11 protein-coding genes are annotated in these 14,035 nt (G+C 39.4%); 9 read left to right on the top strand and 2 right to left on the bottom strand.

The annotated features are described in order from the left end of the window. On the bottom strand, positions 1-2,585 hold a 2,585-nt coding region (locus AC6UD4_RS06655), incomplete at its 3' end, for a BspA family leucine-rich repeat surface protein (RefSeq protein ID WP_500694140.1). Between the two features lie 555 nt (positions 2,586-3,140). On the opposite strand from AC6UD4_RS06655, the gene AC6UD4_RS06650 reads away from it, so the two are divergent. The 7 genes from AC6UD4_RS06650 to AC6UD4_RS06620 all read left to right on the top strand — a co-directional run bounded on the left by AC6UD4_RS06650 (position 3,141) and on the right by AC6UD4_RS06620 (position 11,716). Then, positions 3,141-3,881 carry an ion channel gene (locus AC6UD4_RS06650; protein ID WP_500694141.1) on the top strand — a complete coding sequence of 247 codons (741 nt, stop codon included), beginning with the start codon at positions 3,141-3,143 and terminating at the stop codon, positions 3,879-3,881. Between the two features lie 100 nt (positions 3,882-3,981). Next, positions 3,982-4,164, top strand: a complete 183-nt coding sequence (locus AC6UD4_RS06645) for a hypothetical protein (RefSeq protein ID WP_500694142.1) — start codon at positions 3,982-3,984, stop codon at positions 4,162-4,164. Positions 4,165-4,467: 303 nt separating this feature from the next. After that, the gene (locus AC6UD4_RS06640; RefSeq protein ID WP_500709643.1) at positions 4,468-4,674 is read left to right on the top strand and encodes a hypothetical protein; all 207 of its coding nucleotides are present in this window, start codon (positions 4,468-4,470) and stop codon (positions 4,672-4,674) included. Next, the gene (locus AC6UD4_RS06635; RefSeq protein WP_500694144.1) at positions 4,634-7,444 is read left to right on the top strand and encodes an SEC10/PgrA surface exclusion domain-containing protein; all 2,811 of its coding nucleotides are present in this window, start codon (positions 4,634-4,636) and stop codon (positions 7,442-7,444) included. The genes AC6UD4_RS06640 and AC6UD4_RS06635 overlap by 41 nt, the downstream gene beginning before the upstream one ends. 402 nt (positions 7,445-7,846) lie before the next feature. Then, complete coding sequence (locus AC6UD4_RS06630; RefSeq protein WP_500694145.1) at positions 7,847-7,981, top strand: hypothetical protein; 135 nt, start codon at positions 7,847-7,849, stop codon at positions 7,979-7,981. Between the two features lie 168 nt (positions 7,982-8,149). Continuing rightward, entirely contained in the window at positions 8,150-10,882 is a 2,733-nt protein-coding gene (locus AC6UD4_RS06625; protein WP_500694146.1) for an LPXTG cell wall anchor domain-containing protein, read from the top strand. Positions 10,883-11,041: 159 nt separating this feature from the next. Beyond that, entirely contained in the window at positions 11,042-11,716 is a 675-nt protein-coding gene (locus AC6UD4_RS06620; protein WP_500694147.1) for a hypothetical protein, read from the top strand. 1 nt (position 11,717) lies between these two features. Here AC6UD4_RS06620 and AC6UD4_RS06615 read toward each other — a convergent pair whose 3' ends face one another. Beyond that, on the bottom strand, positions 11,718-12,368 hold the full coding sequence (locus AC6UD4_RS06615; RefSeq protein WP_500694148.1) for a hypothetical protein: 651 nt from the start codon (positions 12,366-12,368) through the stop codon (positions 11,718-11,720). A gap of 129 nt (positions 12,369-12,497) precedes the next feature. Here AC6UD4_RS06615 and mazE point away from each other — a divergent pair, with 129 nt between their 5' ends. Then, positions 12,498-12,737 (top strand): type II toxin-antitoxin system PemI/MazE family antitoxin, encoded by a 240-nt coding sequence (gene mazE, locus AC6UD4_RS06610; RefSeq protein ID WP_500694149.1) that lies wholly within the window; start codon positions 12,498-12,500, stop codon positions 12,735-12,737. Positions 12,738-13,185: 448 nt separating this feature from the next. Next, positions 13,186-14,034, top strand: a complete 849-nt coding sequence (locus AC6UD4_RS06605) for a MetQ/NlpA family ABC transporter substrate-binding protein (protein ID WP_500694150.1) — start codon at positions 13,186-13,188, stop codon at positions 14,032-14,034. The last annotated feature ends 1 nt before the right edge of the window (position 14,035 follow it).

Below are 14,035 nucleotides of genomic sequence, written 5' to 3'. Positions count from 1 at the left end.
TCGTTTGTGGCAGTAGCTCCATACGCTGCGGCGTCAGTTGGTACGTTGTCACCAGCATAAATGGTGATTCCGTGAGCGGTAATGTTGGCTTGGTTGGCTAAAACCGTTACTGGCACAAAGAACGTCTTACCGTTTGATGCGGTAATGGATACTTGATACTGGCCGGGTACTTGGTTATTAACTTTAGATGTGTCAATTTTGGTAATCATTGCCTTTGTGCCGTCTTCGTTTGTGGCAGTAGCTCCATACGCTGCGGCGTCAGTTGGTACGTTGTCACCAGCATAAATGGTGATTCCGTGAGCAGTAATGTTAGCTTGGTTGGCTAAAACGGTGACTGGGACATAGAACGTCTTGCCATTTGAGGCAGAGATGGCAACTTGATACTGTCCGGGAACTTGGTTATTAACCTTAGATGTATCAATCTTGGTAATCGTTGCCTTTGTGCCATATTCGTTTGTGGCACTGGCACCGTAAGCAGCTGGGTCCGTTGGCACGTTGTCGCCAGCGTAAATGGAGATGCCGTGAGCCGTAATGTTGGCTTGGTTAGCTAGAACAGTGACCGTAACCGTCATACTTTGACCATTGGAGGCCGTGATGGTTACTGGATACTGACCCGGTACTTGGTTATTAACTTTGGAAATATCGATTTTGGTAATGGATGCTTTTGTGCCATCTTCGTTGGTAGCTCCAGCGTTATAAGCCGCAGCGTCGGTTGGGACAGCATCACCGGCATAGATCGTAGTTCCTTGAGCATGAATTGAGGATTCATCTTTTACTGGATTTCCCCAAATCCATGTTCCGGGATGAGCTTCACCGTTGGTTAATTCATCTGAAGATAAGGCATTCTGACCAGGAATCACGTGGCCATTGGCGTCGACTTGAACCCAACCAGCATATTGACTAGGAACCGCTGGCAAATGGGAATCCAGCAAACCAGTTTCATTGCCTAACTTGAGCTCACTTAAACTTTGATCGTTTGCAAGCATGTCAGTCGTGTTAGTGGTTTGGGTATCAAAGTTGGAAAGGTCCAAACTTTTAAGGTCATAGCAGTTGGCAAACATGTTACTCATCGACGTCACGTTACTAGTGTCCCAGTTGGTAATTCCACTTAGGTCCGTGATGCTTTGATCACCGTTAAACATGTAACTCATGTCAGTTGCTTTACTAGTATTTAAGTTTGAAAGACCTTTGATGTTGAAGCCGTCAGTTAAAACACCGGTTCCGCAGAACATGTAAGCCATATCAGTTACATGACTGGTATTAAAACTACTTACATCTAATCCTTCCAATCGATAAGTAGATTGGAACATGCTGTGCATTACTTGAGCACTATTAGTATTTAGCTTGTTTATACCGTAGATACGCTTCAAAAATTGATCATCTTTAAACATGTTATAGAATCTAGTTACCTTTGATGTATCAATGCCACCAAGGTTTACATATTCAAGTTTAGTTCCGGTCATTCCATCCAAACCAGCGTTGGTGTAAAACATAGCATCCATGTCGGTTACATTACTGGTATTCATTCCCGTCAAATCAACCGACTTAAGTGCATGGTTGTCTAAGAACATATTGGTCATTTTGGTACAGTTCGAGGTGTCAAGGTTGTACAAGTTTTGATAATCTTGAACACCACTCCAATAAGCGAAGAGACCGTTAGCGTCATCAACAATTACCTTGGAATTAAAGACAACGTGTTGAACTTGTTTATAATTTTCTTGCAACCAACTATCAAGTTGAAATTCATTGCCTAAATCTCCACCGTCATTAAAAGAGAGTGTTCTAGTTTGGGCATCATAAACGTACTTAGCAGAACCCCAGGTTCCCTGTTGCGTCTGGTCAGCCAACTGAACATTTTTGACTGGTTGAGCGTTAAATTGAACAGCTTGGTTATTTTGAACGTTGTTAGCAACTGAATTAGCTTGATCATCAATCTTTTCGACTGGTTTTGGTTCTGGATTCGTTGGAACAACAGCCGCTTTGTTTTGGTCCACCTGTGGCTGGTCGGCTTTGACCGGGTTAGTTTGCTGCTTCACACCCTGGTTATCAGCGTTTTGATTGGTAGCTTTTTGATCGGTTACTTGTGATTTGTCGGGCTGAGCGTTTGAAGCATCAGTCGATTGGTTATTAGTTTGGGACTGGTTCTGTTTAGCAGGCTGAACAGTTGATTGACCATTATTTTGCTGGTCATTCTGTTTTACGACTGCCGGTTGATCGTTACCGCTTTGGTCTTGCACTGATGGGATAACGGTGTTCTTCTGAGTCGTTTGTGATTCTGATTGCGTATTATTTGTTGCAGGCTGACTTGATTGGTCATCCGACTTCTGTTCGTTAGCAGTCGGTGCCTTATCAACCTGAGTTTGATTATTAGTTGTCGTTGGGGCAGCTTTAGTAGAATTTACAGAAACTGCGCTCCCCGCCGCTTGTGCATCGGTTTTCACATTATTTGCAGCTGGTTGAGCGGTGGTATCAGCACTCGCTCCGATAGCTAAGCTACCAACAGTAGCAAATGTCACCAGCCCGGCGACCACCCACCGTTTTCCCGCTTTATACATTTTGAAATGTTTCTTTGGATTACTTAACATAAAAACTCCTCCCACTCCATTTAAAAACACGCTTTGTGAAGTAATAATAATTACAATCACGGCAATTAAGGTCCATTACCAATCAAGCAATTAATTAATACTTCACAAGAATAACGTGGATTGAACAAAGTTAACGAAGTATTTTATGAATAATTTATCCAAAATTAAAATAATAAGTTAAGAAATACGTAGAATAGCACTAGTTTGCGTACATCATCACAATTTGAGTGATTTTAAAACATATGTTACATAACATAATATTTGTAACTTTTATCATTGATTATAGGTAATTTGTGAAAAATAACTATGTAATTTCAATAATAATTTAATAATCATTGTTCGCTTATAATCGCCGTCTTATGCGTGATTTCTCTGATTATAATTTTTATTCAATAATAAAAATTGATGTATCACAACATTATTAGCAATTCAAATATGAGAACAAAAATAAAAAGAGTTCACTATCATTTTTGGTAGTGAACCCTTTTGAAGTTGTTATAAACGGTCCTAAGGACTGGTAAAATAAATATATACTATGTGATGGGTGATGTGAACGTGACTAAACCAATTATCAGAAATACCTACAATGCAATGATTATCTTGTTAGCAATAATTTCCATTGTGCTGACCGTTCTTCAGTTCTTAAATAAGCTTAATCTTGACGCTGAACCATACGTGGCTATTGACGATGCCATCTGGGTGATTTTTACCGTCGACTACTTCGGTGGGCTCTTGCTTGCCAAACCAAAATGGCAGTACGTAAAAACTCATCTGTTTGATTTACTCGCAATCATTCCGTTTGGGTACGGCTTATTTTTCTTCAAAATCTCTCGGGTAACCCGATTAACCCGCATCTTCCGACTTTTCAGGGTCGCGGGTGTCCTTGGCAAATTCAAAGAAAGAATCGAACGGTTTTTTAAAACCAACGGCTTTATTTACCTATTACTCATATGTACGATTATTATCTTGCTATCAGCCGGCCTCTACTCCATCGTCGAAAACACGTCGCTCACTAACTCGATCTGGTGGGCCATTGCGACCACCACGACCGTTGGTTACGGCGACATTAGTCCTAAAACCAGGATTGGCAAAGGAATTGCCGTCATTTTGATGCTGGTTGGGATTAACTTTGTGGGGATGCTGACAAGTACCCTCACTACCTTCTTTTCCAAGGAAACAGACCACGGACCCGTTTCAGAGGCAGATGAAATCCGCAAGTTCAAAAAGTTGATGGATGATCACATTATTACTAGAGAAGAGTTTGAACAAAAGAAGCGGGAATTGTTGAGAAAATAGAACATGATTAAGACTTAACGTTAATACTTGCGATTATCAAATATTCATAAACTATTACGACAATATAAAGTAAAATATTGGTACAAGGAGGATATTCATTATGTCAACTCAAAGTTTTAAAACCAATTTAAATTTCACAACAAAGTCTGCTCTTTCACTATATGACGCAATAAACGAATCCAAAAGAGTAGATATTAAAGCGGAAAATCCCGTCAAAGAATTTAGCAGTAAAGATCCTAGTAGTTTACATCAAGAATTTGATTCATTATTTAGGAGAAAATAATTAAGAAGTTATTCCATATAAAACAGTAAACAAACAAAACCTAAAAATCATCAAATGTTTAATTAGATATTTATACCAATAAAGAAAATCATCCTCAAATAGGGATGATTTTCTTGCTTAACTTATACAATTCACATGAAGCTAAAGTAATACAATTAAAAATGCATTCTCTAATCTAAGTCAAAACATTTAATGATTTATAGCTTAACTTTCTTTTTAAAAACAATTGCATTGAAATTAATCTCAGAGTATCATTCTAATCAATCAAGTGGAATTAGACACAAGAGGAGAGGAATTTATACTATGGAAAAATTTGACAAGCAGCACAACCAGATGGCACTTGCCACTGGTGAAAAGAAACAACGTAACAAACTCGTTAAATCTCACAAGGGTTGGCTAAAGGTTACTACCGGAACCATCTTTGCGGCTTCAGGTTTGTTCGTCATGGGATCATTAAATAACCAAGTTAATGCCTCTACTACCCCCCACTCAGCAATCGAGTGTAACTAACGTTGCCTTAGCAGCTGATGCTACACCAAACACGGTTCAAAGTGATCAGGGTAAAGTAGATAATGCTAAGACTAGTGTTAATAATGCTCAAGCTGGAGTAGATAATGCACAAAAGAATGTTGATAATGCTCAAAACAATGCCGACACAGCCCAGAAGAATGCTGACGCCAGTTCTCAAGCAGCTAGTGACCAACAAGGGGTCGTTAATAATGACCAAGGAGCTGTCGATAAAGCTCAAAAAGACGCTGATAACGCAACTCCAGACAACATTAAAAAGACCCAAGACGGAATTACCCAAGCAGGGAATGATGTTGCTAACGATCAAAAACAAGTAGCTTCTGATCAACAAGGAGTTGATCAAGCTCAAAGTGATGTCAATAAAGCCCAAGGTACTGCTGACCAAGCTCAACAGGCACAAAATCAAGCCCAAGATGGGGTTAGTAATGCCCAAAAACAAGTTGATCAAGATTCTAGCAATGTAAACAAAGCACAAAGTGCTGTTGACCAAAATCAACAAAGCACCCAAGACGCCCAAAATAAGCAAAGCCAAGCAGAACAAGATAAGACTAAAGCACAAAGTGATTTGGATACTTTGAACCAAGGTCAAAGTGCCGCACAGCAAAAACAAGATCAAGCTAAACAAGCGGTTTCTAACGACCAAAGCGCGATCAATCAAAAGAATTCTGACATTGCCAATGCTCAAAACCAAGTTAATAACGACCAAGACCAAATTAATCAAACAAATCAACAAATTGATGGTTTGAATCAATCTAAGAGTGCTTACAGTCAGGATATTCATATTCCAGCTGGTATGACGTTGCAAGGATTCCAACAGTGGAAACAACAACACCCTAATGAAGACCCTGAAGACTGGTTTGCTCAATTTGATCAACCCGGTATGACAGGAAACAAGTATCAATCTAGTGACGCAGCTAAACAAGACAAAGTTAAAGTTGTTACTAGTGATAAAGGACAACAAGTAGCACAGTTTACTAGTAATCAATACCAAGAAATGCAAAATTATGTTGGCTGGTTAATTAATCAAATTCATCAACAATTCGGTACTCCTGAAGTTCAAGTTGGTGGAGAGGGCATGGATCAATTTGTTCAAGATATTTTGAATGGATACGATAATGATAACTGGAATATTGATGACCATAAAGATCATGACATTGACGCTATTAATCGTGCAGCCGCAGCTAGTGGATTAGAAACTTATGATGGCATGAATGGATATGAAAATGTTATCTCTGGAGCTATGGGTTTTGATGGCGATACGAATATGAATGATATCTATAGCAGACTGTACTACGCAATTTTAGACTTTATGTTTGAAGATAGTACCGCATATCATGGTCATGAAGTAAGTTTATTAGGAGTTGATCCATACAGTGGCAACGCCAATAACAATAAGTATTTAGGAGTTGGCGTAGACGCATACGGTCAAGTTCATATCATATTTGTTAGCCCTGACCAAATCAAGGACGCTAATAAGTTCAATCAATCTGCTGCTTATGTAGCTAGTCCAGATACTCTGAATCAACAAATTAGTGACGCTCAAACAAAGCTAGCAAGTCAAAAGGATCAACTATCTAAAGATACGCAAGCTCTTCAAGGACTACAAAGTCAACTTCAAGACTTACAAAAGCAGCTAGCTAGTGACCAAAGCGATGTACAAAAGTTTGATCCGGCTAACTACCAAGACAGTATTAATAAGACCAAGGCTCAAATTAATGATCTTAATAATGAGATTAGCCAACAGAAACAAACGATCGCTAATAATCAAGCTGCTCTACCGGGTCTTCAAGCTCAATTAACCCAAGCTAAGCAGCAAACCGCTGGTGACGTTAATAAGTTAAACGACGCTAAAGACACCTTACAAAAAGCAACTACCACTAAGCAGCAAGCACAAAGTGCCTTAACTACGGCTAAACAAGATTTAGCTAATAAACAACAAGCACTCGTACAAGCACAACAACAGCTAAAAGATGACCAAGCTAAACTTGCTGCTTTAAAGCAACAATTAAGCGATTACCAAAATGCTGGTCCTAACTTAGCTGCCGCTAAAGATAAATTGGCAGGGGATCAAGTTAAATTAGCTGATTTGCATAAACAAAGTGACACTGACCAAGCTGCTTTACAGCAAGCCCAAGACGCTTTGAACCAAGCTAAAGCTACTCTTGCTGACAAACAAGCTGACCTTTCAAAGGCACAAGCTGAATTAGCACAAGCAGAACAAGTCGAAAAACAAGATGAAGCTGACAAGGCAGCTAAAGAAGCCGCTAAGAAAGCTCATGACCAAGCTATTAACCATGCGATTGATAACGCCCAGCAAGGTACTCAACCAAGAGCTGCTTATGGTAACCAACAAGGAACCGTTGCTACTGGCAATGTTATTCCTCAAACCTTTAAAGGTGTTACTCAATTGAGTAATGGAACCTACAGCTTTGATAACGGTAAGATTGTAGTTAATGCTAACGGAGACGTTATTAAGCTCAATGGTCAAAACGTTACTGGATTAAAGCTCTTGACTAACGGTGAAATTGTTAATGCTAATGGTAAAGTGATTGCTACTATTGCAACTTCCTCTTCTTCTAATTTCAAATTTTCAATCGATAAGAAAAATTCACAAAATAATCAAAGTCTAAAGAACCAAGTGTTACCACAAACTGGACAATCAGATACAACGTGGATGACAATTGTTGGATTATTAGCAACTATTATAGGAATCTTTGGATTTGCAGGTAACAGACGCAGATTTACAAAATAATATCTAAATAATTATAATAAGTTTTATAATCATATTATAAATATATGGGTTCTAAATCAGTTAGTTTTGTCTAACTATTTAGAGCCCATTATTTTTGATAAAGTAAAGTTTATTACTATTAATAATAAATTAATTTAATATTATACACAATGAAATGGAAAAGATGTTTTAAATGCTTCCATACTAGTGTATTGTAGTAACTGTAGTAAGGAGGTGATGACTATGGCCTCTAAAAACAACAAAAGACTTAGATTAACGGCATTTGAAATCAGCTTCAAATTGCCTTCTCTAAGTCTCACATTTGTTTTTAAATGATAATTCATTTAGGGAGCGATTTGCGCTCGCTCCTTACTACATTTTTAGTATAACACACTATCATCAATTACATATGGGAGGTATGACATGAAAACTAGAGAATGGAAAATTGGAAAACACATAACCATCACGATGACACCACATCGGCCAACGTATAAAGACTGGCTCGGACTAGCCTTAATCGTCTTCATCATCGCTTTGATTATTTGGTGGCTCGTTTAACTTCAACCTGAATACTAGTAAACCAGCGCTTTAAGTGCTGGTTTTTATTTAACAAAATAAAATCAACTCACATAATTATCATTTTTTACTTAAAACAATTGTATTATAAAAATTCATATAGTATTATCAATTATGTAAAATAATTTATAAGCAGAAAGGACTTATGTTATGAGTAAATTTATTAAACATGATAATTGTAAGGTATCAAAAGAAGATAGTCATCAGTCGCACGTGAATCCAGTAAGGCTACATAAACATTGGCTAAGGATTACTACTAGAAGCGCTTTGGTAGCGTCGGGAGTGTTTGCAGTGGGAGTATTCAACAATGCTGCTAGTGCAAACGTCCAGACGCAAGCCACTAGTCAACAGCAAAATGGCACGTCTAATGCCGTCTCAACTGATCAAAACCAGGTCACAAATGACCAGACGGCTGTAAACACCGACCAAAAGAACGTCGACTCCGACTCTCAAGCCATAAGTAATCAACAGGGTGTGGTGAATAAGGACCAAGCTGCCGTTGACCAGGCCCAAAAAGAAGCGGCCGATGCCACTCCCGAAAACATCAAAAAGACTCAGGACCAAATTAATCAGACCGATAACGACATTAAAAATGACCAAAGTCAAGTTGATAACGATCAAAAAGCCGAGAATGACGCCCAGGCGACCGTGGAGAAAGATGAGAAGAACGCTGATAATACTCAGCAGGCCCAAAATCAAGCCCAAAACGCTGTTAATAACGACCAGAATCAGTTAAACCACGATACTGACGCGCAAAATCAGGCGCAAAGTGCCGTTGACAACAACGAACAGAGCACCAAGGACGCCCAGCAAAAACAAGACCAAGCTGAACAACAAAAAGCGGATACTCAGACCACGCTTGACAACCTAGACAAGTGGCAAGCCGCCACCAAGAAAAAGCATGACGAGGCCGAAAACAACGTTAAACACGACCAAGATGCCATCAATAAAACGAACCAAGCAATTAGTAATGCGCAAGACGACATTAGTTCGTGGAACTCGACCCTTAGTGATGCGCAAAGTACCTTAAACGACGAGAAACAGTCCGAGAGTGCCTTTGAGCAAAGCATTCACATTCCCGCTGGCATGACCTTACAGGGCTTTCAGCAATGGAAACAACAACATCCAAACGAAAACGCCTCCGACTGGTTCAACCAGTTTGATAATGCGGCAATGGCTGCCAACCACTATCAACCAAGTGACATTGCGAAGCAGGATTATGTCCAGGTCGGAACTAACAGTAACGGTCAGGAAACCCCACAATTCACCAATAATCAAAAACTCGAAATGGCAGAATACGTCCAATGGCTCATTAATCAAATCCACAAACAGTTTGGTACCACGGACGTTGAAATTGGTAGTTATAGTATGGGCCAATTCGTTGACGACTTGGTAAATGCTTATAACCAAGATGATTGGAACATTAATAACCAAAACGGTTATGACGTCAACGCCATCAACAACTTGGCAGCCAAGTATGGCCTAAAAACTTATCCCGGAGAGGACGGTTATGAAATCGTTACTCCTGGTGACATGACCTTTGATAACTACACCACCATGGATACCATCTACTCCAAACTCTACAGTATGATTATGAACTTGCTGTTTAATGACAGTCAGGCATCGGATGCCCACGAGATGAGTCTTCTGGGTCTCGACCCGCATAACGGAAACGTCAATAATGACAAGTACCTTGGCATCGGTGTTGATAACTATGGTCAAGTTCACTTGGTTTTGATTAGCCCAAGTCAAATTCAGGATTCGAATAAGTTTAATGTAGTTGCTACATTTATTGCGACTCCCGAAAAACTAGAACGCCAAATCGCTGACACGCTCGAATTAATCTCGGACTGTAAAGGAGCAATAAAACGTGCTCAACAAACGCTAGAAAACTTACAAAACAAGCTAGGACGTCTGACCAATCAGTTAAGTAACGATGAAAAACAAGTTACCCAGTACAATCCAGCTCAATGGTCGGCTAACATTCACAAGGCTAAGACCGAAATCAACGACTTAAACAAGCAGATTGCTCAAAAGCAACAGACCATCGACCACAACAACGCTGCCCTTCCTGGCCTCCAGAACAAGTTGGCTCAGGCTAAACAACGGGTCGCAAACGACACCAACCAACTTAATAACGATCAAAACAAGTTACAAAAGGCAACGGCCGCAAACAAACAGGCTCAAAGCAATTTAGACAAGGCTACCCAAGACCTCATCAATAAACAAAAGGCTCTTGAACAAGCAGAAAAGCAACTGCAAAATGACCAAGCTAAGCTAGCTTCTTTACAAAAACAACTGATTAATTACCAAAATGAAGCCAATAACTTAGCGAACGCCAAGGCCAAACTAGCCAACGATAAGGCGAAGTTGGCCGACCTTGAAAAACAAGTGGCCGCTGATCAAGCCGCTCTGGACAAGGCTAAAAGTGAGTTGGCAAATGACCAAGCCGCACTGGCTCATGACGAACAGGCTGCTAACCAAGCTAGTGGTCAAAACACGACCAAAAAGGCGCACGCTCAAATCATCAACCACGCCATTGACCACGCGCAACAGACCACGAAACCACGGGCAGCTTACATCAACCACACGGAAACGGTTCGTCCTGAAAGCGTCCACACCAATGCGTCTGGCGTAACCCCGTTAACCGAAGTTAAGTACCGCATCAGTAATCAAGCTGGTTCTCGTTTAGCCACCTTACCCCTTGTTTATCGTCAATCTGTCAAGATTGATAAGCTGACGAGTAAGAAGCAGGAAAATTCAAACGTGACCCTTCCACAAACCGGACAATCAAGTACCAGTTGGTTGTCAATCGTCGGACTTCTAACCGCTCTGATGGGCATCTTTGGGTTAGCTGACAAGCGCAATAAATACCTCAAATAATCTTTCACTCATTGATATCCTAATAAGCCCTAGTGATAATCACTAGGGCTTATTTTTAATGGTGGTAATGGTACTTTATTTTAAATAATCGAAATTCATGAAAAATTGCTCCCTAAAGTGCGTATCTAAATAATGAACAAACAAAAAAGGAGAAATATCATGGAATTAAATGAATTACCACTGAATCTATGTGAACCACTTAAGCGAAAGATGCGCAACGAATTCGCGGTCGACATCAATTCGATTTTACCGTCACAGGTGAACCGGAAACTAACCAACTACACCATCAACTGGGATTCGGTCCTGTTGCTCATCAATTTAAAGGACGCCCGCAATCAATTTAATTCCCTCGTCGTCGACCGTGTCTCAGGCTTTACCCTCGTGAAGCAAACCACCAACGTCCTGATGAAGGAGTTGTGGCAAAAGAACCACCTGTCCCTTAATAAAATCAAAACACTGGCGGGTCACTGTCAGATTAACAAGAACATCCCGTACGTCAGAAATGACGTCCAACTCCTGCGCCTAAAGTCCATTGACCACTGCAAGCGCAACACGTCGTGGGTTGCCTATCACAACCTCAATCATGTAATTCGCAAGGGAGACGACCGCCTGGAACTGTACTTCAACGACATCGCCACTCCGATCTATCTGGACGGCTCTTTTCCCTTTATCAAGAAACAGGAGGAGTATTCATACAAAATCAGAAGTTTGGAGGAAATGATATCCAGACAAGTGAATAACTTGTTTGGCTGTCAAAATAATGGAAATTCTAACTATCACGGTCCGACTTCAGGTGGATGCGGATGGGAAGACTTAAGTAATCTATTAAAATAATTTAGTAGTCTTTAATGTACCGAAACTCACGATGATACCTGCGACCAGCTAACTTCTGCGCCAGTTGCTTACTACGATAAAAGTGACCACCCTCGTTCATGTTAACGATTGGATTCACCCCGTTATTGACGAACGTCAACATATCAACGTGGTAATCGTCGACCTTTTGGCGTCGTTCTTGAAGATAAATCCCATCACCCGTTGATTGCGTCCAACCGTACAGATTAACGGTGGCCGCCCTTCCCTTTGGACCTGATTGCCAAGGGATGTAACTCATATTACGTAACAACGACCAATTTTCGGTCTTTTTGATGTAATTGTTACTTAGTTTAGTGCGATTACCAATTTCTTTAAAATGGGGCTTATACTTGGTTTGATGGATCGTGACACGATATGTATCTGGTTTGGAATCGACATCGTAAATAGTCGCTGAACTCGTCCTTTTCGTGTTGCGGATGATGCTGTACCGATTGGTTTTAGTTGAATAGGAGTACCAGGTCCCGCGGAATTTCGCTGGAAAACTAGCCATGCTCATCCCTTTACTGGTCTGTTTCTTGTGAGCATGGTGCAATGCTGCAAAACCCGCACCAGCTAAAACCATCATTAACAGTATTAATGCCCCAGTAACGATGAAATATCTTTTCTTTTTCATGGACCCCTCCTGATTAAAGTTAAGTAATTAATGTTAATGGATAATCATTACAGTTTAAGCATAGCGCACTGAGTGGTGATGTACCAGGTAAAATCGTCATTATACAAATTTTTGAAGGAGGAATTACTAATGAAACTTAGAAAAGTTGGAAATAAAAGTGTAATTACGATTCCAAAAAGATTTAGCTATCCTGAAGGCACTGACTTTGACATCAAAAAAGAAAATGATGGGTCATTAAAGTTAACGCCTAAACATCGAAATCCATTTGAAGGAACATGGTATCTAGATGGACTAGATGAAAAACAAAAGAAAGCCCTTAGACAAAGGGAAGAGTTAGGTAAAGCAATGGGAAGAGAGATAATTAAATAATGTGTATACCAAAAAAGTGAGATTATCTCCTTAGATTTTATTCCCAGTGCTGGAAAAAATTAGAAAAAAATAAATATAATAGTTGACAATGATTCAAATTAAAATTATAGTACTTGGCAACAATAACTAAACAAATAATATTTACCAGTTGAGTACAGATTGAAAATTTGTATAGAGAGTTCCCGGGTGATGAAAAGGAATCAAATTGAGATTTGGAATATGGACTGGATTCAAAATTATTAGTGAAATTGATTAGCTAATAACGGTCCTGTATCCGATATCAGTACAAAGTTATACTGGGTTTCCTGGTGCAACTTACTGAGGTTAGATTCAAGAGAATCTAGCAAATTAAGGTGGTAACACGATTAGCAGTCGTCCTTTTATTAGGACGGTTGCTTTTTTATTTGGTTATTGAAATATATTAATTCACATTTTGGGAGGTAGAATCATGAAGAGAAGAACCAAGTACATTATTTTAGGAATTATCGTTGTTTTAGTGGTGTTGGCAGCTTATTTTAGTTTTTTTCATAACACAAGTGCTACTAACAAAAAGAAAACCATTACAGTCGGCATCATGAATGGATCCAAAAAGGATGACCAGATTTATCAATCAGTTGCTAAAACAGCAAAAGAAAAATATGGCTTACATGTCGTTTATAAGAAGTTCACTGATTACTCGCAACCTAACCGTGCATTAGCTGAACATGAAGTTGATCTTAATTCATTTCAACACAGTGCTTTCCTTAATGCTTGGAATAAAGGCAATCACGGTAATATCGTTCCAATTGGAAAAACTTTTATTGGACAAGGTCGGATTTATTCTGACCATTTAAAAAATCTCAAAGACATCAAACCAGGATCAACCATCACGATTCCAAATGATGCAACTAACGAATCTCGTGGTCTCTACATTCTCCAAAGTGCTGGTCTAATCAAACTCGATCCAAATAAGAGTCTGGTCAATGTAAAAGATATCAAGAGTAATCCCAAAAAATTAAAAATTGAAGAAATCGATGCCAATCAGGCACCAAGAACATTACCTGATGTAGCTGCCTCATATGTCCTTGGTAATTTTGCTCAAAGTGCTGGATTAGATCCAAATAAGGCCATCTACGTTGAACCAATCAACAAAATTTCTGCCAAATGGATTAACATCATTGCAGCAAATAAAGATCAACGAAATAACAAGTACTATAAAGAATATGTAAAAGCTTATCAAACCCAAAAAACTAAAAAATTATTAAACAAACTATACGGAAAAGTTGAAATTCCAGCATGGGACATTAATTTAAAATAAC

The sequence above is a fragment of the Fructilactobacillus sp. X3R5C2 genome, from assembly GCF_059901175.1.
The sequence above is the reverse complement of the archived record's forward strand: the minus strand, read 5'-3'. Positions and strand labels throughout refer to the sequence as shown.